This window comes from Pseudomonas sp. zfem005, assembly GCF_032621735.1.
Lineage (GTDB): Bacteria > Pseudomonadota > Gammaproteobacteria > Pseudomonadales > Pseudomonadaceae > Metapseudomonas > Metapseudomonas solani.
Map to the genome: position 1 here is coordinate 60,801 of NZ_JAVYJE010000002.1, position 20,953 is coordinate 81,753.

The window sequence follows — 20,953 nt, forward strand, 5'->3', positions numbered from 1 at the left end:
TGCGCAAGGGATGGGCGAATGATACGGCTGCCGCCTGCAGCCGCCTACCGGGGCTCGTCGTTATCTCACTGCGTGATACAGGCTCACGTGGCGGAATTCCTCGGGCTCGGCCAGGTCCGGCCAGGTGCAGGCTTCGAGCATGGCCAGGCGGTTGTAGTGCGGGTGGGCGAAGTCGCGGACGCGGGAGTCGGCCACCAGGGCTTCGCGGCCACGGCTGAGGAAGTGGTCGAGCAGGGGCAGGTTGGCGCGGTCGTAGAGCACGTCGGCGACCACGATCAGGTCGAAGCGGTCCGCTTCGGCGAAGAAGTCCTCGGAGTAGCCCAGTTCCACGCCATTGAGGGCCGCGTTGGCGCGGCAGGACTCCAGGGCCAGCGGGTCGAGGTCGCAGGCCACCACCTCCGCCGCACCGGCCTTGGCCGCGGCGATGGCGGCGACACCGGAGCCCGCGCCGAAGTCCAGCACGCGCTTGCCGGCCACCCAGTCGGGGCGCTCGGCGAACCAGCGCGCCAGGGCCAGGCCGCTGGCCCAGCAGAAGCACCAGTAGGGCGGCTCTTCGAGGATGCGCCGGGTTTCCTCGGGATCGAAGGCGCGATCCATGTTGGCGCCGTCGATCAGCCACAGGCGCAGGTCGGTGCCCGGCAGCGTCTCGGCACTGAGGCGGGCGTCGCCGAGCAGGTCGCCGAGGGCGCGCTGCAGGCCTTCGGGGGGTGTCATGGTGCGCGCTCCAGCTGCAATGGGCCGAGGGCCTGGCTCTCGGCCTGGAGGATGCGCTGCGGTGCCAGGCGCTGCACCAACTGGCCGGACTGGCTGACCCGGGCGCGCAGCTCGACGCGCCGGCCCTGGGGGAATACCTCGGGGTTGAAGGTCAGCTTGAAGGGCAGGGCCTGGCCGGTGCCGGAGAGGCGCAGGCTGGCCAGCAGCTGCTGCGGGCGGTCACGGTCGTCGATCACCAGCAGGGCCATTTCCACTTCGCTGCCGGCCGGGGCGCCGAGCAATTGGCCCCTGAGCTCGCGCAGGTGGGCGGGCGTGGGTTCTTCGGCCTGCTGGCGAGGCGCGGCCGGCTTGGAGGCTGACGTGGGCGCGACGGGCGGCTCGCTGGAGCAGGCGACCAGCAGGGCGGCGAGGGAAAGGACGGAAAGGGCACGCATGGATGACTCCTGGCCTTTGTTGCGGAGGGCTCTGGGCGGCCTTATAACGCAAAGCCCGCGGCTTGTCTTGCGGGGGAGATGCGCTACCATGTGGCCTTCTTTTTCCGCAGTTGTCGCCCACCATGCACTGTCCCTTCTGTGGCGCCCATGACACCAAGGTGATCGATTCGCGACTGGTCGCCGAAGGCGATCAGGTCCGCCGCCGCCGTGAATGCCTGGCGTGCGAGGAACGCTTCACCACCTTCGAGACCGCCGAACTGGTCATGCCCCGGCTGATCAAGCAGGACGGCAGCCGCCAGCCCTTCGACGAGGAAAAGCTCCGCGCCGGCATGCAGCGCGCACTGGAGAAGCGCCCGGTGAGCATCGAGCGCCTCGAAGAGGCCATCGCCCATATCAAGCACAAGCTGCGCGCCACCGGCGAGCGCGAGGTGAAGTCCCGCGTGCTCGGCGAGCTGGTGATGCTGGAGCTGCAGAAGCTCGACGAAGTCGCCTATATCCGTTTCGCTTCGGTCTACCGCCGATTCCAGGACCTCAACGAGTTCCGCGAGGAAATCGAGCGCCTGGCCCGTGAGCCCTCGAAAGACTAAGGCATGACCCAGAACGATCAGGCCTTCATGGCCCGCGCACTCGAGCTGGCCCGCAAGGGCCTGTATTCCACCCATCCGAACCCCCGCGTCGGCTGTGTGATCGTCCGGGACGGGCGCATCGTCGGCGAAGGCTGGCATGCCCGCGCCGGCGAGCCCCATGCCGAAGTCCACGCCCTGCGCCAGGCCGGCGACAAGGCCCGTGGCGCCACCGCCTACGTCACCCTCGAACCCTGCAGCCACCATGGCCGCACGCCGCCCTGCGCCGATGCCCTGGTCAATGCCGGTGTGGCGCGGGTGGTGGCGGCGATGCAGGACCCCAACCCAGAAGTCTCCGGCCGCGGCCTACTGCGCCTGATGCAGGCCGGCATCGCCGTGCAGAGCGGTGTGCTGGAAGCCGAAGCCCGTGCGCTGAATGCCGGCTTCATCAAGCGCATGGAACAGGGCCTGCCCTTCGTCCGCGTCAAGCTGGCGATGAGCCTGGACGGCCGCACCGCCATGGCCAGTGGCGAAAGCCAGTGGATCACCGGGCCCGATGCCCGCGCCGCCGTGCAGCGCCTGCGCGCCCGCGCCAGCGTGGTGCTGACCGGGGCCGACACCGTGCTCGCCGATGGCGCGCGCCTCACCGTGCGCCCGGACGAGCTGGGCCTGAATGCCGAGCTCACCGCCCTGGCGCTGGATCGCCCGCCGCTGCGCGTGTTGGTGGATGGCCGCCTGCGCGTGCCGCTGTCCGCCCCCTTCTTCCAGGCCGGGCCGGCGCTGGTGGCCACCTGCGCTGCCGCCGCCGCGCGCGACCGCTTCCAGGACGATGGCCACGAACTGCTGGCGGTGCCGGGCAGCAACGGCCACGTCGACCTCAAGCGCCTGCTGGCCGAGCTGGCCTCGCGCGGCGCCAATGAAGTGCTGGTGGAAGCCGGCCCCCGCCTGGCCGGCGCCTTCGCCCGTGCCGGGCTGGTGGACGAGTACCAGATATTCATGGCCGGGCGCATCCTCGGCTCCAGCGCCCGCCCGCTGCTGGACTGGCCCCTGGCACGGATGGCCGAGGCGCCGCAGCTGAAGATCGTCGAGATGCGCGCGGTCGGTGACGACTGGCGGATTATTGCGGTGCCGGTCGCAAGCTCGAAGCCTGAAGCCTGAAGCCTGAAGCCTGAAGCCTGAAGCCGGCACACTTGTCGCTTCCAGCTTCCAGCTTCCAGCTTCCAGCTTGGCGCTTTCCCCTCCTTGTGTTAAAAAACCGCCTCGGCTGCGCAAGTAGCCGAATCGTTCTCAGGGCGGGGTGAAAGTCCCCACCGGCGGTAATTGCGCATTGCGCATAGCCCGCGAGCGCTTGCTTAGTCGCAAGGTCAGCAGACCCGGTGTGATTCCGGGGCCGACGGTCATAGTCCGGATGAAGAGAGAACGGGATTGCCTGCCTGGGCGTGTTTCTGCGCGCCTGCGAAGTCCCTTTCGATCCAGCGTGCCCTGTTTTTTCATAAACAGGAGTTCAACGATGTCCCATACCTTTCTCCCGGCTCTCGCAGCATCGTCTGCGTGGATGACCGCGAGCGCATCCCGGATGCCTATAATGCGCTCCCGGGCCTTGCGCCCCGGCCATCCTGTTGCAGTGGAGGTTCCATGTTCACCGGCATAATCGAAGCGATCGGCAGCATCCGTGCGATCACCCCCAAGGGCGGTGACGTGCGCGTCTACGTGGCCACCGGCAAGCTCGACCTGGGCGACGTGAAGCTCGGCGACAGCATCGCCGTCAATGGCGTCTGCCTCACCGCGGTGGAACTGCCCGGCGACGGCTTCTGGGCCGACGTCAGCCGCGAAACCCTGGCCCGTACCGCCTTCATCGACCTGAAGACCGGCAGCAAGGTCAACCTGGAAAAGGCCCTGACCCCCACCAGCCGCCTCGGCGGGCACCTGGTCAGCGGTCATGTCGACGGCGTGGGCGAGATAGTGGCGCGGGAAGACAATGCCCGTGCCGTGCAATTCAGGATCCGCGCACCGCGTGAACTGGCGAAGTACATAGCCCTGAAGGGGTCGATCACCGTCGACGGCACGAGCCTGACGGTGAACGCGGTCAATGGCGCTGAATTCGAGCTGACCATCGTCCCGCACACCCTGGATGAAACCATCATGGCCGACTACCGGCCGGGCAGGCAGGTCAACCTCGAGGTCGACCTGCTGGCGCGTTACCTGGAGCGCCTGCTGCTGGGCGACAAGGCCGCCGAGCCCGCCGCCTTGGGCCTGACCGAAAGCTTCCTCGCCGAACACGGCTACCTCAAACACTGAATTCAAAAGGAGGGCCCATGGCTCTCAATAGCGTTGACGAACTGATCGAAGACATCCGCCAGGGCAAGATGGTCATCCTCATGGATGACGAAGACCGCGAGAACGAAGGCGACCTGATCATGGCCTCCGAGTGCGTGCAGGCCGAGCACATCAACTTCATGGCGCGCTTCGCCCGTGGCCTGATCTGCATGCCCATGACCCGCGAGCGCTGCGAGACCCTCAAGCTGCCGCTGATGGCCCCGCGCAACGGCTCCGGCTTCGGCACCAAGTTCACCGTTTCCATCGAGGCCGCCGAAGGCGTCACCACCGGCATCTCCGCCGCCGACCGCGCACGCACCGTGCAGGCTGCGGCCGCCAAGGGCGCCAAGGCCGACGACATCGTCAGCCCCGGCCACATCTTCCCGCTGATGGCCCAGCCCGGTGGCGTGCTGGCCCGCGCCGGCCACACCGAAGCGGCCTGCGACCTGGCGCGCATGGCCGGCTTCGAGCCGTCCGGGGTGATCTGCGAAGTGATGAACGACGACGGCACCATGTCCCGTCGCCCCGAGCTGGAGGCCTTCGCCGCCGAGCACGGGATCAAGATCGGCACCATCGCCGACCTCATCCACTACCGGCTGATCCACGAGCGCACCGTCGAGCGCATCGCCGAACAGCCGCTGGACAGCGAGCTGGGCCAGTTCAACCTGGTCACCTACCGCGACGCTGTCGAGGGCGACGTGCACATGGCGCTGACCCTGGGCACCATCAGCCCGGAAGAGGCGACCCTGGTGCGCGTGCACAACATGGACCCGCTGCGCGACCTGTTCATGGTCAACCAGGAAGGTCGCTGGAGCCTGCGCGCGGCGATGAAGGAAGTGGCCAAGGCCGGCAGCGGCGTCGTGCTGCTGCTGGGCAACCCGCTGACCGGCCCGCAGCTGCTGGCGCACCTGGAGCGCCAGCTGGGCAGCGATGCCAAGGTCACCAACCCCGCGACCTACAGCACCGTCGGGGCCGGCTCGCAGATTCTCCGCGATCTCGGTGTGCGCAAGATGCGCCTGATGAGTTCGCCGATGAAGTTCAATGCGATATCCGGTTTCGACCTGGAAGTTGTAGAATACCTGCCCGCTGAATGACCCGTAGGGCGCGTCACATGCCGTGAACGCGCCCTCGCTCTTTAATGAACGAGAACCCGCCATGACCCTGAAGACCATCGAAGGTACCTTCATCGCCCCCAAAGGCCGCTTCGCCCTGGTGGTCGGCCGCTTCAACAGCTTCGTCGTAGAAAGCCTGGTGAGCGGCGCCGTAGACGCCCTGGTACGCCACGGCGTGAATGAAAGCGACATCACCATCATCCGTGCCCCGGGTGCTTTCGAAATCCCGCTGGTGGCGCAGAAAGTCGCCCAGCGCGGCGAGTACGCAGCGATCATCGCCCTCGGCGCCGTGATCCGTGGTGGCACCCCGCACTTCGAATACGTCGCCGGTGAGTGCACCAAGGGCCTGGCCCAGGTGTCCATGGAGTTCGGCGTACCGGTTGCCTTCGGCGTGCTGACGGTCGACTCCATCGAGCAGGCCATCGAACGCTCCGGCACCAAGGCCGGTAACAAGGGCGCCGAAGCTGCCCTGTCCGCCCTCGAAATGGTCAGCCTGCTGGCGGCCTTGGAGGCCAAGTGAGTTTCAACAGCGACATCGACAACCCGGACGAAGCCAACAAGCCCGTCGCCAAGGGCAAGACCGCTGCGCGCCGCCAGGCCCGCAGCCTGGCCGTCCAGGCCCTGTACCAGTGGCATATCGCCGGCCAGACGCTCAATGAAATCGAGGCGCAGTTCCGCGTCGACAACGATTTCTCGGCGGTCGACGGTGCCTACTTCCACGAGATCCTCCATGGCGTACCGCGCCAGGTGACCGAGATCGACGAGGCCTTCACGCCTTGCCTGGATCGGCCCCTGGCGGAAGTCGACCCGGTCGAACTCGCGGTGCTGCGCCTCTCCACCTACGAGCTGCGCAACCGCGTCGACGTGCCCTACCGTGTGGTGATCAACGAAGGCATCGAGTTGGCCAAGGTCTTCGGCGCTACCGACGGACACAAGTTCGTCAACGGCGTGCTGGACAAGCTGGCACCGCTGCTGCGTGCCGCCGAGGTCCGTGGCGCCAAGCGCTGACCGAGGAATGGGTGAGTTCGAGCTGATCCGCCGTTACTTCGTCGCCGCTGCCTGTGCAGCGGCTGGCGAGGGCATCGCGCTGGGTATCGGTGACGACTGCGCCCTGCTGCAACTCCCCGCCGGTGAACAGCTGGCGGTCTCCACCGATACCCTGGTCGCCGGGGTGCATTTCCCCCTGGACTGCGACCCCTTCCTGCTCGGCCAGCGCGCCCTGGCGGTTTCCGTCAGCGACCTGGCCGCCATGGGCGCCACGCCCGTCGGCTTCACTCTCGCCCTGACCTTGCCGGCCGCCGATGCGGATTGGCTGCAGGGGCTCGCCCGTGGCCTCGACGCCATGGCCCGCGACTGCGCCATCGCCCTGATCGGCGGCGACACCACCCGGGGCCCGCTGAGCATGACCGTTACCGTGTTCGGCCGCGTGCCCGCCGGCCAGGCCCTGACCCGCGCCGGTGCCCGCCCGGGCGACCTGCTCTGCGTCGGCGGCAGCCTGGGTGACGGTGCCGGCGCCTTGCCCCTGGTGCTCGGCGAGCGTGATGACGACAGCCATGAAGCCCGCGCGCTGCTCGCCCACTACTGGTCGCCGCCGCCGCAGATCGGCCTCGGCATCGCCCTGCGTGGCAAGGCCAGCGCGGCGCTGGATATTTCCGATGGCCTGCTCGCCGATTGCGGGCACATCGCCGCCGCCTCCGCTGTCGCACTGATGGTGGAGCGCGAGCGCCTGCCGCTGTCCGCCGGCCTGCGTGCGCTCTACCCGCGCGAGCCGGCCCTGAACCATGCACTGGCCGGTGGCGACGACTACCGCCTGGCCTTCACCCTGCCGCCGCAGCACCTGGCCTCCCTGCAGGCCGCCTGGCCCGAGGTGGCCGTGATCGGCCGCGTCGAAGCGGGCCAGGGCGTGCACCTGCTCGACGCCGATGGCGGGGATATCCGGCCGCCGGCACGGGGCTTTCAACATTTCGGGAGTCAAGGTGACTGATCATCCGCAGCAAGAGCCGGTGCCACCGGCCCCGCCCTCGGTCTGGCGCAACCCCTGGCATTTCCTCGCCTTCGGCTTCGGTTCCGGGACCCTGCCCAAGGCCCCCGGCACCTGGGGTTCGCTGGTGGCGCTGCCGTTCATCCCGCTCTGGCAGATGCTGCCCGACTGGGGCTACTGGCTGATGCTCGGGCTGACCATGCTGTTCGGCTTCTGGCTGTGCGGCAAGGTCGCCGATGACCTGCGCGTGCACGACCACGAAGGCATCGTCTGGGACGAGATGGTCGGCATGTGGATCACCCTCTGGCTGGTGCCCGAAGGGTGGCAGTGGCTGCTGCTAGGCTTCCTGGTATTCCGGTTCATGGACATCCTCAAGCCCTGGCCGATCCGCTGGATCGACCGGCACGTCCACGGCGGCGTCGGCATCATGCTCGACGACGTGCTGGCCGGCGTCTTCGCCTGGCTGGCGATGCAACTGATCGTCTGGGGCGTGGGCTAGCCGCCAGACCTGGACTCGGCAGGGAGCGGAAGGGGAGTGATGATGCGCGGCTGGTTGGTCGGACTGCTGGCAATGATGCTGGCGCCCTGGGCGCTGGCGGTGGACGCATCCCCGGGCAACAAGCCCGAAGCGAGCGCGACGGAAGTCGTGATCGCCGCCGAAACCTGGGCCGCACACACCGACGCCGACGGCAGCGGCCTCGGCTGGGACATCCTGCGCAAGGTCTTCGAACCGGTCGGCGTGCACCTGCGCACGCGCTCGGTGCCCTACACCCGCTCCATCGGCCTGGTGAAGCGCGGCGAGGCCGACGCCTGGGTCGGCTCCTACCGTGACGAAGTGCCCTGGGCCATCTACCCCCACTGGAACTACGACGCCGACCGCATCAGCGCCCTGGCCCTGAAGGGGGCACCGGTGCCCACCCTGGCCAACCTCGGCGAACACCGCCTGGTGTGGATGCGCGGTTACGGCTACGAGCGCTACCTGCCGAACCTGGCGCATTTCCAGGAGATCGAGCGGCGCGGCGGCATCCTCTCGATGCTCGACCTCGACCATGCCGACTACTACATCGACGCCCGCACCGAGGTCGACGACGTCCTGCGGCAGAGCCCCAACCCGGAAAACTACCGCATCACCTACCTCACCCAGCTCAAGCTCTATGTCGCCTTCGGTGACACGGCACGCGGACGCGAATTCGCGGAGCTGTTCGACGAACGCATGGCGCGCCTGGTGGAAAATGGCGAGCTGCGCCCGGTCTTCGCCCACTGGGGGCAGCCGTACCCCTTCGACCCGGAACCGGAGAGCCACCATGCGTCGCCTTGATCTGTTCTGCGCCAGCCTGCTGCTGGCCTGCTGTGGTGCCCTCCATGCCGAACCCCAGGTGCAGGTGGTCGGCCTGTTCCCCAATGCCGCGGTGCTCAGCGTCGACGGCCAGCGCAAGCTGGTGAAGGTCGGCCAGACCGGCCCCGGCGGCGTCGAGGTGGTCAGTGCCAGCAGCCGGGGCGCGGTGCTGCGCATCGGCGGTATCGAACGCACCTACGAGCTTTCCCGCGAATACAACCAGGCCGGCGCCAGCGCCCCGCAGAAGACCCAGATGAGCATCGCCCGCGGCAACAATGGCCACTTCATGGTGGCCGGTGCCATCGAGGGCCACCCGGTGCAGTTCATGGTCGACACCGGTGCCTCCACCGTCGCCATGAGCGAGAACCAGGCGCGCATCCTCGGCCTCGACTACCGCGTCACCGGCAAGCCGATGACCGCCAGCACCGCCTCCGGCACCGTGCGTGCCTGGCGGGTGGTCTTCGACCGGGTCAAGGTCGGCCCGCTGGAAGTGCTCGGCGTCGAAGGCGCGGTGGTCGAGGGCGATGCCCCGGTCGACGTGCTGCTGGGCATGAGCTTCCTCAACCGCGTGCGTTGGCGCGAGGACCAGGGCGTGTTGCTGCTGGAATCGAAGATCTGAGGCTCGATCGTCCAAGCGTTTCGATCCTTATCCCCAACTATTCAGTCTGACCGGCCGGTTAATGCTGCTGATACAATGCCGGCCTTTCGAAATCCCAGGAGATCCGTGGTGTCCGTCGTCTTCGTCGCCGCCTCCCAACTGCCCACGCCCTTCGGCCTCTTCACCATGCATGGCTTCCTCGACCAGGCCAGCGGCAAGGAACACGTTGCCCTGACCATGGGCGAATTCGCCGATGGTGCCCCGGTGCTCGGCCGCCTGCATTCCGAATGCCTGACCGGCGACGCCCTGTTCAGCCTGCGCTGCGACTGTGGCTTCCAGCTCGAGGCCGCCCTGCGCGCCATCGCCGAGGAAGGCCGTGGCGTGCTGCTGTACCTGCGCCAGGAAGGCCGTGGCATCGGCCTGCTGAACAAGATCCGCGCCTATGAGCTGCAGGACGGCGGCGCCGACACGGTCGAGGCCAACGAGCGCCTGGGCTTCGGTGCCGACCAGCGCGACTACGCCATCTGCCTGCCGATGCTCGACCACCTGGGCATCTCCGGCATCAAGCTGATGACCAACAACCCGCGCAAGGTGAAGGCCCTCGAAGGCTTTGGCATCCGCGTCGCCGAACGCGTGCCGCTGCAGACCGGCCTCAACCCGCACAACAAGAAGTACCTGGCGACCAAGGCCGGCAAGCTCGGCCACATGCTCGGCAGCCTGCACCAGGGCGAAGTCGAGCTATGACCCGCAACCAGGTGCGCCGCAAGCTGGGCCTTGAATGGTGGGCCTACCTCGCCATCGCCCTGGCCCCGCTGTTCGTGCTCAACCTGCTGTTCGGCTCCGGCGAACCGGTGTTCGCCGCCCTGGAGATGCCGCTGTTCCTGGCGGCGCTGATCTCCATGTTCATCAGCCTGCCGCTGTTCCGCGGCTACAAGCGCGCCCTGATCGCCACCGAGGAAGCCCTCGACAGCGAAGAGGAGCCCGCCGCCTGGATCGCCCTGGCCCGCGCCCGCCGCGTGGCCTTCCTCGGCGCCGGCCTGCCGGCCTGGATCGGCGCCGTCGCCGTGTTCGCCGGCCTTAACGCCGTGGCCCTGGTGCTGCTGGCCCTCGGCAGCGTGGTGATCTTCAGCCTCTACCGCATCCCGCGCCAACTGGGCTGATGCGCAGCCTGCTGGGCGCTTTGCTGCTGTGCCTGGCGCTGCCCGCCATGGCGCAGCTGCGCGTGGTCAGCCTCGCCCCTTCCCTTACCGAACTCATGCTCGACCTGGATGCCGCCGACCTGCTGGTGGGCGTGCTCGATGGTGGCGAGCGCCCGGCCGCTCTGGCGGGGCTGCCCAGTGTCGGCCGCTACGGCCAGCTGGAAATCGAAAGCCTGTTGGCGCTGAAGCCCGACCTGGTGCTGCTGTGGCCCGACAGCGTCGGCGCTGCCGGCCGCGCACAGCTCAGGCGCACCCCCATCGAGCAGTTGCGGGTGGAGCCCCGGCAACTGGATGACCTGGCCGGGGTGTTCGCCGAAGTGGGCCAGCGTGTGGGGCGCGCCGAACAGGGCCGTGCCCTGAGTCAGCGCTTTGCCGCCGGGCTCGCCGAGCTGCGTGGGAAATACCGCCGCGAGGTGCCGCTGGCGGTGTTCTACCAAGTGTGGGACAAGCCGCTCTACACCCTCGGCGGGCGGCAGATCGTCAGCGACGCCCTGCGCGTCTGCGGCGCCGAGAACGTCTTCGCCGACCAGCGCCTGCCGGCGCCCCAGGTCAGCATCGAGTCCATCCTGCAGCGCCAGCCACGGGTCATCCTCGTCAGCGAACCGGCCCAGGCCGCCGCCTGGCAGGCCTGGCCGCAGCTCCCCGCCGTCGCCGCCGGCCAGGTGTGGCCGGTGCCCGACCGCGGCCTGGAGCGCCCCAGCTTCCAGATGCTCGACGCCACCCGCAAGCTCTGCGAACGCCTCGCCACCGCTCGTTGAGCGCCGCCTACGAAAGACGCCATCCGCAGCGAGCACCCAGCGGGCTGTAGGGTGGATGACGCTTCACCCATCCACCATGGGCAGGCAGGGATCTATGGACCTGGCACCGAGGCTGATCGGTACCTCGATGGTGGATGAAAAGAGCGTCATCCGCCCTACGCATCACCTATCTCATTCGCGATGCCGGCTCCGTGCCGGGCATCGATGGGTTTCGCTGCGCTCTACGCCATCCTACGAAAGCCGCCATCCGCAGCGAGCACCCAGCGGGCTGTAGGGTGGATGACGCTTCACCCATCCACCATTGGGCAGGGCAGGGGTCCATGGACCTGGCACCGAGGTTGATCGGCACCTCGGTGGTGGATGAAAAGAGCGTCATCCACCCTTGCATCGCCTGGCTTCAAAAGGAGCATCAACGCCCCGCCGACATGGCCACCGCCGCCGCTGCGGTGCGGGTTTCGACGCCCAGCTTTACGTAGACGTGCTCCAGGTGCTTGTTCACCGTGCGTGGGCTGAGGCCGAGGATGTCGCCGATATCGCGGTTGGTCTTGCCGCAGGCCACCCAGTGCAGCACCTCCATTTCCCGGCCGGTGAGCTGGAAGCGCGAGGCCAGCGCCTCCTGGGTCTGCTCGTCGTCCAGCGCCGGGCGTGACGCCGGGGCGTTGCGCACGGCCTGCAGGGCGCGGGCGGTGCGCAGGTGGGCGGCGACGCGGGCGAGCACCTCGTCGGGCTTGATCGGCTTGGTCACGTAGTCGATGCCGCCGGCGGCGAAGCCTTCCACCACGTGCTCGCTGTCGGTCAGCGCGGTCATGAACAGCACCGGGATGTCCGCCGTCTCGCCGGTGGCCTTGAGCCGCCGGCAGGTCTCGAAGCCGTCCATGCCCGGCATCATCGCGTCCAGCAGGATCACGTCCGGCTGGCTGCGCTGGGCGCGCTCCAGGGCGCTGGTGCCGTCCAGCGCCACCAGCACCCTGTAGCCGGCGGCGTCGAGGGCATCGCTGAGCAGGGCGAGGTTGTCCGGGGTGTCGTCGACGATCAGCACCACGGCGCTGTCACGGCTCGAGCTGTGCATGGGCTCCTCCTGTCGGGTCGCGCGCCATGTCGACGCGGGGGGTGGGGCTGCCGGCCGCTTTCAGCAGCGTATTGAATTCGTTGAGTTGGAAGCGCCGCGCGCGTTGTCGCAGGCCGGCGAGGACGGCGGTGCACCCGGGCTCCTCGCGCTCGATGGCGTCCAGGCGCTCGAGGATGCCCTTGACGTAGCCCATCTCGCTCAGCTCGCGCAGCGCCTCCAGGGCGGCGGGCGAGGGCCGCGCGCCGTCCGCTTCGGTACCGGGGGCCATGGGCGGACGCTTGAGCCATTCCAGGCCCAGGTGCTCCTTGATCTTCTCCAGCAGGGCCGGGGTGTGCACCGGCTTGGCCAGGTAGTCGTTGCAGCCGGCCGCCACGCTGCGCTCGCGGTCGTCGGCGAAGGCGTTGGCGGAGATGACGATGATCGGCGCCCGCGACTGCACGTTGCGGCGGATCAGGCGGCTGGTCTCCCAGCCGTCCATGTGCGGCATCGACAGGTCCATGAGGATCAGGTCCGGGTGCAGCAGGGCCACCTGGCGCACCGCCTCCTGGCCATCGGCGGCCTGGACGATCTCGAAGCCCAGCGGCTCCAGCATGCCGGCCAGCACCCGGCGGTGCTCGATATGGTCGTCCACCAGCAGCACGCGGCGGCGCGCGCCCTGGTAGCCGATGATGTCGTGCTCGACATGCACCACCGCCTGGGGCACGCGCACCTCGGACAGGAACAGGCGCACCTGGAACGAGGTGCCCTGGCCCGGCCGGCTGTGCACGCGGATATCGCCGCCCATCAGCGCGATGAGCATGCGGGTGATGGTCAGGCCGAGCCCGACGCCGTTGTCCTGGCGCAGCGGGTCGCCCCGTTCGAAGGGCTGGAAGATGCGCTCGATCTGGTCCGGCGCGATGCCGATGCCGGTGTCGATGATCTCGAAGGTGGCGGTTTCGCGCAGGTAGCTGACCCGCAGCCGCACCTCGCCGCTCTCGGTGAAGCGCACCGCGTTGCCCAGCAGGTTGATGAGGATCTGGCGGATGCGCTTCTCGTCGCCGCGCACCACCACCGGCAGGCGCCCGCTGGGCTCGTAGCGGAAGGCCAGGCCCTTCTCCTCGGCCTGCGGGCTGAACATGTGCTGCAACTGCTGGAGGAATTCGGGGAAGGGGATCTCGCTGGGCTCCAGTTGCAGCTTGCCGGCCTCGATCTTGGCCACGTCCAGCAGCCCGTCGATCAGCGACAGCAGGTGCGAGCCGCTGCGGAAGATGGTCGCCAGGGCCTCCTTGTGCGGCTCCGGGGTGAGGCCGTCGCGCTGCAGGATCTGGGTGTAGCCGAGGATGCTGTTGAGCGGCGTGCGCAGCTCGTGGGACAGCCCCGTGACGTAGCGGCTCTTCGCCGCGTTGGCCGCCTCCGAGGCTTCCTTGGCCTTCTGCAGCGCCTCGTCGGTCTTGCGGTGGGCCTCGATCTCCTGCATCAGCAGGGTGGTCTGGCGGTTCGACTCTTCCAGCGCCACGTGGCGGCTCTCGCGGGTCAGCACCACCCACCAGGCGAGTATCGCGGCGAACAGCGAAAGGGTCAGGAAGGCCTTGAGGAACGCCTGGTAGAGCGTCTGCGCGGCGTCCGCCGGGGCGTGTTCGAGGCCTTGGGAAACCTGGCTGTAGATCAGCGCCAGGGCACAGAACAGCAGGGTCACGATCACCACCAGCACACCCAGGTAGTGGGCCAGGCGCGTGTGCAGGCGCGGCACCGAGGCATTGGGCAGCAGCCAGCGCACCAGGTCGTCGAACTGCTCCGAGAGCCGCGCCCGGGGCTTGCAGGCATCGCCGCAGCGGGCGTCCAGCGAGCAGCACAGGGAGCAGATGGGCGCGCCGTAGGCCGGGCAGAAGGCGGTGTCCTCGCGCTCGAAATCGTTGCTGCACAGGGTGCAGGTGACCTTCTCGCGCAGCGGATGGAGCAGCGCCGGGTCGCTTTCCCGGGCGATGTAGTAGCGCCCGCCGGTGAGCCAGGCCAGCAGCGGCGCCACCGCCATCGCCGAGACCAGCGCCACCATGGGCGAGGCCGCCTGGGCGATGCTGCCGAGCAGCCCGGCATGGGCCAGCACCGAGAGCAGCGAGGCGATCAGCATGGCGCCGACGCCCACCGGGTTGATGTCGTAGAGGTGCGCGCGCTTGAACTCGATGTGCCGCGGCGACAGGCCCAGCGGCTTGTTGATCACCAGGTCCGCCACCAGGGCACCGATCCAGGCGATGGCGATGTTGGCGTAGAGCCCCAGCACCTGCTCGATGGCCTCGAACACGCCCAGCTCCATCAGCATCAGTGCGATGGCCACGTTGAACACCAGCCAGACCACGCGGCCGGGGTGGCTGTGGGTGATGCGGGCGAAGAAGTTCGACCAGGCCAGGGAGCCGGCGTAGGCGTTGGTGACGTTGATCTTCACCTGGCTGACGATGACGAACAGCACCATGGCGCCGAGCGCCCATTGCGGCGAGGCGAACACGTAGTTGAAGGCCACCAGGTACATCTGCGTCGGTTCGGCGGCGCGCTCCAGGGGGATCTCGTGCTGCAGGGCGAGGAAGGCGAGGAAGGCGCCGCCGAGCATCTTCAGTGCGCCGGGGATGATCCAGCCGGGGCCGGCCAGGAGCATTGCCGCCCACCAGCGCTTGCGGTTGGCGCGGGTCTTCTGCGGCAGGAAGCGCAGGTAGTCCACCTGTTCGCCGATCTGCGTCACCAGCGCCAGGGCCACGGTGCAGGCGGCGCCGAAGTGCAGTGGGTTGAAGGTGCCGGCCTCGCCGTCGCGCCCGGCGAAGCTGGCCAGGTCGCCGAGCGCCCCGGGATTCCTGGCGATGACGAAGACATAGGGCAGCAACAGCAGCACCAGCCACACCGGCTGGGTCCACATCTGCAGGCGGTTGATTAGGGTGATGCCGAAGGCCACCAGGGGAATGATGATCACCGAGCAGATGACGTAGGCCAGCGCCAGCGGGATGCCGAAGTACAGCTCCAGGGCCAGCGCCATGATCGCCGCCTCCAGGGCGAAGAACAGGAAGGTGAAGCTGGCGTAGATCAGCGAGGTGATGGTCGAGCCGATGTAGCCGAAGCCGGCGCCCCGGGTGAGCAGGTCCATGTCCACGCCGTAGCGTGCGGCGTAGTAGCTGATGGGCAGGCCGGTGAGGAAGATCACCAGGCTCACCGCCAGCACCGCCCACAGGGTGTTGGTGAAGCCGTAGCTGATGGCCAGGGCGCCGCCGATGGCTTCCAGGGCGAGGAAGGACACGGCGCCGAGGGCGGTGTTGGCGATGCGCAGTTCCGACCATTTGCGGAAGGAGCGCGGCGTATAGCGCAGCGCGTAGTCCTCCAGCGTCTCGTCGGCGACCCAGCTGTTGTAGTCGCGGCGGATCTTGGCGATGCGTTGCGTACCGGTCTGTTGCACGGCGGCGCTCCTGGGCGGCGATGGGCGTGTGCAGCAACTTCCATGCCCCGCCCCGGCCCCGGGGGCGCACCGCTCTGGCACGGCCTTCCCGGGCGGTCGCGCGCGTCCTTGCGCCTGTCTGCGAGCGCAGCATGCCCCAAGCTGGCGCAGCGGCCACTACGTCAGATGACGTATGCCGCTACGTCAATGTGCGTATACCCCCGCCCCCTGGCCGAACGCATCCTTGCCCCGAACCGAGGCCGGTACCCGCAAGGCGAGCCGACCACGCCAACCACAGAGGAGCAGGACCATGGATTCAAGCTTGATGACGGGTGCGAAACGCTTTCTTCCGCGCCGGCTGGCGCTGGGCGCCGCCGCGCTGTCGCTGATGGCCGCAGCGGTATTCGGCCAGCTGGCGGTGGCCGCCGACGCCAACACCACCGGCCTGGCCGTGACCGACACCGAAGTGACCGTGGGCCAGCTGCACTCGGCCACCGGCACCATGGCCATCTCCGAGACCGGCTCGATCCAGGCCGAGCGCCTGGCCATCGAGCAGATCAACGCCTCCGGCGGCATCCTCGGCCGGCAGATCAAGATCATCCAGGAGGACGGCGCCTCCGACTGGCCGACCTTCGCCGAGAAGGCCAAGAAGCTGCTGGTGAACGACAAGGTCGCCACCGTCTTCGGCTGCTGGACCTCGGCCTCGCGCAAGGCGGTGCTGCCGGTGTTCGAGAAGGAGAACGGCCTGCTCTACTACCCGACCTTCTACGAAGGCCTGGAGCAGTCGAAGAACGTCATCTACACCGGCCAGGAGGCGACCCAGCAGATCCTAGCGGGCCTGGACTGGGTGGCCAAGGAGAAGGGCGCCAAGACCTTCTACCTGATCGGCTCGGACTACATCTGGCCGCGCACCTCGATGAAGATCGCCCGCAAGCACATCGAGAACGTGCTCGGCGGCAAGGTGGTGGGCGAGGAGTACTACCCGCTGGGCAACACCCAGTTCGGCTCGCTGATCAACAAGGTCAAGCTGAAGAAGCCCGACGTGGTCTTCGCCGCCGTGGTCGGCGGTTCCAACGTCGCCTTCTACAAGCAGATGAAGGCCGCCGGCGTCACCGCCGCCAAGCAGACCCTGCTGACCCTCTCGGTGACCGAGGATGAACTGCTCGGCATCGGTGGCGAGAACATGGCCGGCTTCTACGCCTCCATGAAGTACTTCCAGAGCCTGGACAACCCCAACAACAAGGCCTTCGTCGAAGCCTTCAAGGCCAAGTACGGCAAGGACGCGGTGATCGGCGACGTGACCCAGGCCGCCTACCTAGGCCCGTGGCTGTGGAAGGCCGCCGTGGAGAAGGCCGGCAGCTTCGACGTCGACAAGGTGGTCGCCGCCTCCCCGGGCATCGAGTTGACCACCGCGCCGGAAGGCTACGTGAAGGTCCACGACAACCATCACCTGTGGAGCAAGACCCGCATCGGCGAGGTCCAGGCAGACGGCCAGTTCAAGGTGGTCTACGAGTCCGGCCTGATCGAACCCAATCCCTTCCCCAAGGGGTATCAGTGAGTGGAGAGCGGCAAGCGGCAAGTTTCAAGCTGCAAGAGGCAAGCGAGAAGCGAGAAGCGAGAAGCGAGAAGCAGCTTGAAGCTTGAAGCCTGAAGTGGGGTCGGGGTTTGTCTGACCCCCGTTTCACCCTGAATCCAAACCCCGGCGGGCGGCGAGGCTGTCGCCCGCTTCCGGAGAACCTTATGGAATGGCTATCTGAGTTCGGCGCCATTGCGGCCATGCAGGGCTTCAACGGGCTGTCGGTGTTCTGCGTCCTGCTGCTGATGGCCCTGGGGCTGGCGATCATCTTCGGCCAGATGGGCGTGATCAACATGGCCCACGGCGAGTTCCTCACCATCGGTGCCTACACCACCTACCTGCTGTCGGCACTGACCACCCACTACGCGCCGGCGATGCAGCCCTATTACTTCTTCTTCGCCATCGTGCTGTCGTTCTTCATCGCCGGGGCCATCGGCTGGCTGGTGGAGTGGGCAATGATCAGCAAGCTCTACCAGCGCCCGTTGGACACCCTGCTGGCCACCTGGGGCCTGTCCCTGGTGATGCAGCAGGCGTTCCGCTCGATCTTCGGTGCACGCGAGGTCAGCGCCACCCTGCCGGAATGGCTGATGGGCTCGTTCAACCCCACCGAGAGCATCGACATCCCGCGCAACGGCCTGTTCGTCATGGGCCTCACGGTGCTGCTCACCGCCACGCTCTTCCTCATGCTCTACCGCTCGCGCTGGGGCCTGCAGGTGCGCGCCACCATGCTCAACCGGGTGATGAGCCGCGCGGTGGGCATCAACACCAAAAGGGTTGACCGCATGACCTTCGCCCTCGGCTGCGGTGTCGCCGGGGTGGCTGGCGCGGCCTTCACCACCATCGGCTCCACCGGCCCGACGGCCGGCTCGCTGTACATCGTCGACACCTTCCTGGTGGTGGTCTTCGGCGGCGCCCAGAGCCTGTTCGGCACCATCGCCTCGGCCTTCACCATCGCCCAGACGCAATCCATCTCCGAGTTCTTCATGAGCGGCTCGATGGCCAAGGTGCTGACCCTGTCGGCGGTGATCCTGATCCTGATGCTGCGCCCCCAGGGGCTCTTCTCCATCAAAGTCCGTAAATGAGGGGCGGCAGATGAACGCAATCGACAAACTCCTCGGCGGGCGGCAGGGCACCATCGGCCTGCTGATCCTCGCCGCGCTGATCCTGGTGGTGTTCCCGCTGGTGCTGGATGCCTTCCGCTTGAACATGGTCGGCAAGTACCTCACCTACGCCTTCGTCGCCGTCGGCCTGGTGCTGTGCTGGGGCTACGGCGGCATCCTCAGCCTCGGCCAGGGGGTGTTCTTCGGCCTCGGCGGCTACTGCATGGCGATGTTCCTCAAGCTGGAGGCCTCCGACCCGGAGAGCACCAGGATCCAATCCACCCCCGGCATCCCGGACTTCATGGACTGGAACCAGATCACCGAGCTGCCGCTGCTCTGGCAGCCCTTCCACAGCTTCGGCTTCACCCTCGTCGCGGTGCTGGCGGTGCCCATGCTGCTGGCGGCGGTGATCGGCCTGGCGATGTTCAAGCGGCGCGTGGGCGACGTGTACTTCTCCATCGTCACCCAGGCCATCGCGATGATCCTCACGGTGCTGATCATCGGCCAGCAGGGGCTCACCGGCGGGGTCAACGGCATCACCGACCTGAAGACCCTGATGGGCTGGGACATCCGCACCGATGGCGCCAAGCTCGTCCTCTACTTCATCAGCGCCTTCCTGCTGCTGGGCTGCATCGTCATCGGCAGGTTCATCCTCGCCTCCAAGCTCGGGCGCCTGCTTATGGCCATGCGCGACAAGGAGGAGCGGGTGCGCTTCTCCGGCTACGACGTGGCCAGCTTCAAGATCTTCGTGTTCTGCGTTGCGGCCGGTTTCTCGGCCATAGGCGGGGCCATGTTCGCCCTGCAGGTGGGCTTCATGTCGCCGAGCTTCGTCGGCATCGTGCCGTCCATCGAGATGGTCATCTTCGCCGCCGTCGGCGGGCGCATGTCGCTGCTCGGCGCGGTGTATGGCGCGTTGCTGGTGAACTACGGCAAGACCTACTTCTCCGAGAGCTTCCCGGAGCTGTGGCTGTACCTGATGGGCGGCCTGTTCATCGCCGTGGTCATGTACTTCCCCAACGGACTCGCCGGGCTCTGGCAGAGCCATGGCCGCCCACGCCTGGAGCGCCTGCTGGCCACCCGCGCCAAGGCACCCGCCGCAACTGTGACGACGCCCGCCGCGAGCCCGAGCCCGGCCCCGAGCACCACCCGTGAACTGGAGCGCACACCATGAGCCCGAGCGGATTCGAAAGCCCGAAACCGGTGCTGGCCATCGAAGGCCTGACGGTGTCCTTCGACGGCTTCAAGGCGGTCAACGACCTCAACCTCTACCTGGACCGCAACGAGGTGCGGGTGGTGATCGGCCCCAACGGCGCCGGCAAGACCACGGTGCTCGACCTGATCTGCGGCAAGACCCGCGCCACCGCCGGCAGCATCCAGTTCGACGGCCGCGAGCTGACCCGCATGCGCGAGTACGACATCGTCCGCGCCGGCGTCGGGCGCAAGTTCCAGAACCCCTCCATCTACGAGAACCTGACGGTGTTCGAGAATCTGGAGATGTCCTACCCGGCCGGGCGCAAGGTGCTCGGCGCGCTGTTCTTCAAGCGCAGTGCCGAGGTCATCGCCCGGGTCGAGGCGGTGGCCGGGGAAATCTTCCTCAGCGAGCACCTGCACCGCCAGGCCGACCTGCTCTCCCACGGCCAGAAGCAGTGGCTGGAGATCGGCATGCTGCTGATGCAGGACCCGGAGCTGCTGATGCTCGACGAGCCGGTGGCGGGCATGAGTGTCAGCGAGCGCGCGCAGACCGCCGAGCTGCTCAAGCGCATCAGCCAGGGGCGTTCGGTGCTGGTCATCGAGCACGACATGGAGTTCGTCAAGAGCATCGCCCACAAGGTCACCGTGCTGCACCAGGGCAAGGTCCTGGCCGAAGGCAGCATGGAGGCGGTGCAGAGCAACCCGAAGGTGATCGAGGTGTACCTGGGGCATTGAGCCCCGGGCCAGCCATCAATGGAGTCCAGCATGTTCCAGATCAGCAAGCTCACCTCGGGCTACGGCCAGAGCCAGATCCTCCACGACCTCGACCTGAACGTGGCCAGGCAGGAAATCGTCGCCGTCATGGGGCGCAACGGCATGGGCAAGACCACCCTGTTCAAGAGCCTGATGGGCATCCTCCCGCAATGGGGCGGTGAGGTGCGCGTCGATGGCCAGGACGTGTCGGCCCTGGAGACCCACCAGCGCGTCGAACGCGGCATCGCCTACGTGCCCCAGGGGCGGATGATCTTCTCCCACATGACGGTGCTGGAAAACATCCAGACCGGCCTGCCGGCCTCGGCCAACGGCCAGGTTCCGGACGATCTCTACGCGCTGTTCCCGGTGCTCCACGACATGCGCTCGCGCAAGGGCGGCAACCTCTCCGGCGGCCAGCAGCAACAGTTGGCCATCGCCCGCGCCCTGGCCACCAACCCCAAGGTGCTGTTGCTGGACGAACCCACCGAGGGCATCCAGCCGTCGATCATCAAGGACATCGCCCGCAGCCTGAAGGAGATCCGCACCCTGCGCGACCTGACCATCGTCGTCTCCGAGCAGGTGCTGTCCTTCACCCTGGAGATCGCCGACCGCTTCCTGGTGATCGAGAAGGGCCGCTTCGTCATCGAGGAAACCCGCGACCGGGTCGACGAGGCCACCATCAGCCGCTACCTGTCGGTGTAGCCCGCAGCCGGGCCGCGGCCCGGAATCCCCGCCAAGCCGTCCCCGTGCCCGCGCACGGGCGACGGCTTTCGCGCGCCCGCCCGGGCGCTTCCCACCTACGTAATTCGACGTATTCCCGATCCCGGCCAGGCGGCCAAGACTAGCTCCCAGCGCGGCCCAG

The 20,953-nt window shown here is 67.8% G+C and carries 22 protein-coding genes and 1 riboswitch; of the genes, 18 read left to right on the plus strand and 4 right to left on the minus strand.

Going from position 1 to position 20,953, the window contains the following annotated elements; translation table 11 throughout:
- Positions 1-60: 60 nt before the first annotated feature.
- Both RTW82_RS04560 and RTW82_RS04565 read right to left on the minus strand, forming a co-directional pair.
- On the minus strand, positions 61-714 hold the full coding sequence (locus tag RTW82_RS04560) for a class I SAM-dependent methyltransferase (RefSeq protein ID WP_316924375.1): 654 nt from the start codon (positions 712-714) through the stop codon (positions 61-63).
- Positions 711-1,148: a YbaY family lipoprotein gene (locus RTW82_RS04565; protein ID WP_021219650.1), complete on the minus strand. Its 438-nt coding sequence runs from the start codon at positions 1,146-1,148 to the stop codon at positions 711-713. The genes RTW82_RS04560 and RTW82_RS04565 overlap by 4 nt, the downstream gene beginning before the upstream one ends.
- 122 nt (positions 1,149-1,270) lie before the next feature.
- On the opposite strand from RTW82_RS04565, the gene nrdR reads away from it, so the two are divergent.
- From nrdR to RTW82_RS04630, 13 genes are all read left to right on the plus strand, one after another.
- A complete protein-coding gene (gene nrdR, locus RTW82_RS04570) occupies positions 1,271-1,735 on the plus strand; it encodes a transcriptional regulator NrdR (RefSeq protein WP_031287756.1) in 465 nt (154 codons plus the stop codon).
- Between the two features lie 3 nt (positions 1,736-1,738).
- Positions 1,739-2,869 carry a bifunctional diaminohydroxyphosphoribosylaminopyrimidine deaminase/5-amino-6-(5-phosphoribosylamino)uracil reductase RibD gene (ribD, locus tag RTW82_RS04575; protein ID WP_021219652.1) on the plus strand — a complete coding sequence of 377 codons (1,131 nt, stop codon included), beginning with the start codon at positions 1,739-1,741 and terminating at the stop codon, positions 2,867-2,869.
- A gap of 121 nt (positions 2,870-2,990) precedes the next feature.
- A riboswitch (FMN riboswitch) is annotated at positions 2,991-3,136 on the plus strand.
- 210 nt (positions 3,137-3,346) lie between these two features.
- Entirely contained in the window at positions 3,347-4,009 is a 663-nt protein-coding gene (locus tag RTW82_RS04580) for a riboflavin synthase (protein ID WP_316924376.1), read from the plus strand.
- A gap of 17 nt (positions 4,010-4,026) precedes the next feature.
- Entirely contained in the window at positions 4,027-5,121 is a 1,095-nt protein-coding gene (gene ribBA, locus RTW82_RS04585) for a bifunctional 3,4-dihydroxy-2-butanone-4-phosphate synthase/GTP cyclohydrolase II (RefSeq protein ID WP_021219654.1), read from the plus strand.
- Positions 5,122-5,182: 61 nt separating this feature from the next.
- Positions 5,183-5,659, plus strand: a complete 477-nt coding sequence (gene ribE, locus RTW82_RS04590) for a 6,7-dimethyl-8-ribityllumazine synthase (protein ID WP_111260678.1) — start codon at positions 5,183-5,185, stop codon at positions 5,657-5,659.
- Positions 5,656-6,147, plus strand: coding sequence for a transcription antitermination factor NusB (gene nusB / locus RTW82_RS04595; protein WP_021219656.1), 492 nt, complete (start codon positions 5,656-5,658; stop codon positions 6,145-6,147). Before ribE ends, nusB begins: the two co-directional genes overlap by 4 nt.
- Before the next feature lie 7 nt (positions 6,148-6,154).
- The gene (gene thiL / locus RTW82_RS04600; protein ID WP_316924377.1) at positions 6,155-7,123 is read left to right on the plus strand and encodes a thiamine-phosphate kinase; all 969 of its coding nucleotides are present in this window, start codon (positions 6,155-6,157) and stop codon (positions 7,121-7,123) included.
- Entirely contained in the window at positions 7,116-7,619 is a 504-nt protein-coding gene (locus tag RTW82_RS04605; RefSeq protein ID WP_031287757.1) for a phosphatidylglycerophosphatase A, read from the plus strand. The genes thiL and RTW82_RS04605 overlap by 8 nt, the downstream gene beginning before the upstream one ends.
- 42 nt (positions 7,620-7,661) lie before the next feature.
- Complete coding sequence (locus RTW82_RS04610; protein ID WP_316924378.1) at positions 7,662-8,438, plus strand: transporter substrate-binding domain-containing protein; 777 nt, start codon at positions 7,662-7,664, stop codon at positions 8,436-8,438.
- Entirely contained in the window at positions 8,425-9,075 is a 651-nt protein-coding gene (locus tag RTW82_RS04615; protein ID WP_316924379.1) for a TIGR02281 family clan AA aspartic protease, read from the plus strand. The genes RTW82_RS04610 and RTW82_RS04615 overlap by 14 nt, the downstream gene beginning before the upstream one ends.
- 108 nt (positions 9,076-9,183) lie before the next feature.
- Positions 9,184-9,798 carry a GTP cyclohydrolase II gene (ribA, locus tag RTW82_RS04620; RefSeq protein ID WP_021219661.1) on the plus strand — a complete coding sequence of 205 codons (615 nt, stop codon included), beginning with the start codon at positions 9,184-9,186 and terminating at the stop codon, positions 9,796-9,798.
- Positions 9,795-10,214, plus strand: a complete 420-nt coding sequence (locus tag RTW82_RS04625; protein WP_021219662.1) for a hypothetical protein — start codon at positions 9,795-9,797, stop codon at positions 10,212-10,214. Before ribA ends, RTW82_RS04625 begins: the two co-directional genes overlap by 4 nt.
- On the plus strand, positions 10,214-11,011 hold the full coding sequence (locus RTW82_RS04630; protein ID WP_316924380.1) for a cobalamin-binding protein: 798 nt from the start codon (positions 10,214-10,216) through the stop codon (positions 11,009-11,011). The genes RTW82_RS04625 and RTW82_RS04630 overlap by 1 nt, the downstream gene beginning before the upstream one ends.
- A gap of 409 nt (positions 11,012-11,420) precedes the next feature.
- Here RTW82_RS04630 and RTW82_RS04635 read toward each other — a convergent pair whose 3' ends face one another.
- Positions 11,421-12,080, minus strand: coding sequence for a response regulator (locus tag RTW82_RS04635; protein ID WP_316924381.1), 660 nt, complete (start codon positions 12,078-12,080; stop codon positions 11,421-11,423).
- Positions 12,061-15,492 carry an ATP-binding protein gene (locus RTW82_RS04640; protein ID WP_316924382.1) on the minus strand — a complete coding sequence of 1,144 codons (3,432 nt, stop codon included), beginning with the start codon at positions 15,490-15,492 and terminating at the stop codon, positions 12,061-12,063. Before RTW82_RS04640 ends, RTW82_RS04635 begins: the two co-directional genes overlap by 20 nt.
- Positions 15,493-15,796: 304 nt before the next feature.
- Between RTW82_RS04640 and urtA the strand changes: the two genes are divergently transcribed.
- The 5 genes from urtA to urtE all read left to right on the plus strand — a co-directional run bounded on the left by urtA (position 15,797) and on the right by urtE (position 20,793).
- Positions 15,797-17,029, plus strand: a complete 1,233-nt coding sequence (gene urtA / locus RTW82_RS04645) for an urea ABC transporter substrate-binding protein (protein WP_021219666.1) — start codon at positions 15,797-15,799, stop codon at positions 17,027-17,029.
- Positions 17,030-17,211: 182 nt separating this feature from the next.
- Positions 17,212-18,129 carry an urea ABC transporter permease subunit UrtB gene (gene urtB / locus RTW82_RS04650; RefSeq protein WP_111260688.1) on the plus strand — a complete coding sequence of 306 codons (918 nt, stop codon included), beginning with the start codon at positions 17,212-17,214 and terminating at the stop codon, positions 18,127-18,129.
- A 10-nt stretch (positions 18,130-18,139) separates the two neighbouring features.
- Positions 18,140-19,318 carry an urea ABC transporter permease subunit UrtC gene (gene urtC, locus RTW82_RS04655; protein ID WP_316924383.1) on the plus strand — a complete coding sequence of 393 codons (1,179 nt, stop codon included), beginning with the start codon at positions 18,140-18,142 and terminating at the stop codon, positions 19,316-19,318.
- A complete protein-coding gene (gene urtD, locus RTW82_RS04660) occupies positions 19,315-20,073 on the plus strand; it encodes an urea ABC transporter ATP-binding protein UrtD (protein ID WP_021219669.1) in 759 nt (252 codons plus the stop codon). The genes urtC and urtD overlap by 4 nt, the downstream gene beginning before the upstream one ends.
- A 30-nt stretch (positions 20,074-20,103) precedes the next feature.
- On the plus strand, positions 20,104-20,793 hold the full coding sequence (gene urtE / locus RTW82_RS04665; protein WP_043245943.1) for an urea ABC transporter ATP-binding subunit UrtE: 690 nt from the start codon (positions 20,104-20,106) through the stop codon (positions 20,791-20,793).
- Positions 20,794-20,953: the final 160 nt, after the last annotated feature.

Coding starts and splice junctions, on each gene's coding strand:
- RTW82_RS04560 (WP_316924375.1), bottom strand. CDS start 714: ATGACACCCCCCGAAGGCCTGCAGCGCGCCCTCGGCGACCTGCTCGGC.
- RTW82_RS04565 (WP_021219650.1), bottom strand. CDS start 1,148: ATGCGTGCCCTTTCCGTCCTTTCCCTCGCCGCCCTGCTGGTCGCCTGC.
- nrdR (WP_031287756.1), top strand. CDS start 1,271: ATGCACTGTCCCTTCTGTGGCGCCCATGACACCAAGGTGATCGATTCG.
- ribD (WP_021219652.1), top strand. CDS start 1,739: ATGACCCAGAACGATCAGGCCTTCATGGCCCGCGCACTCGAGCTGGCC.
- RTW82_RS04580 (WP_316924376.1), top strand. CDS start 3,347: ATGTTCACCGGCATAATCGAAGCGATCGGCAGCATCCGTGCGATCACC.
- ribBA (WP_021219654.1), top strand. CDS start 4,027: ATGGCTCTCAATAGCGTTGACGAACTGATCGAAGACATCCGCCAGGGC.
- ribE (WP_111260678.1), top strand. CDS start 5,183: ATGACCCTGAAGACCATCGAAGGTACCTTCATCGCCCCCAAAGGCCGC.
- thiL (WP_316924377.1), top strand. CDS start 6,155: ATGGGTGAGTTCGAGCTGATCCGCCGTTACTTCGTCGCCGCTGCCTGT.
- RTW82_RS04610 (WP_316924378.1), top strand. CDS start 7,662: ATGCGCGGCTGGTTGGTCGGACTGCTGGCAATGATGCTGGCGCCCTGG.
- RTW82_RS04615 (WP_316924379.1), top strand. CDS start 8,425: ATGCGTCGCCTTGATCTGTTCTGCGCCAGCCTGCTGCTGGCCTGCTGT.
- RTW82_RS04625 (WP_021219662.1), top strand. CDS start 9,795: ATGACCCGCAACCAGGTGCGCCGCAAGCTGGGCCTTGAATGGTGGGCC.
- RTW82_RS04630 (WP_316924380.1), top strand. CDS start 10,214: ATGCGCAGCCTGCTGGGCGCTTTGCTGCTGTGCCTGGCGCTGCCCGCC.
- RTW82_RS04635 (WP_316924381.1), bottom strand. CDS start 12,080: ATGCACAGCTCGAGCCGTGACAGCGCCGTGGTGCTGATCGTCGACGAC.
- urtA (WP_021219666.1), top strand. CDS start 15,797: ATGACGGGTGCGAAACGCTTTCTTCCGCGCCGGCTGGCGCTGGGCGCC.
- urtB (WP_111260688.1), top strand. CDS start 17,212: ATGGAATGGCTATCTGAGTTCGGCGCCATTGCGGCCATGCAGGGCTTC.
- urtC (WP_316924383.1), top strand. CDS start 18,140: ATGAACGCAATCGACAAACTCCTCGGCGGGCGGCAGGGCACCATCGGC.
- urtD (WP_021219669.1), top strand. CDS start 19,315: ATGAGCCCGAGCGGATTCGAAAGCCCGAAACCGGTGCTGGCCATCGAA.
- urtE (WP_043245943.1), top strand. CDS start 20,104: ATGTTCCAGATCAGCAAGCTCACCTCGGGCTACGGCCAGAGCCAGATC.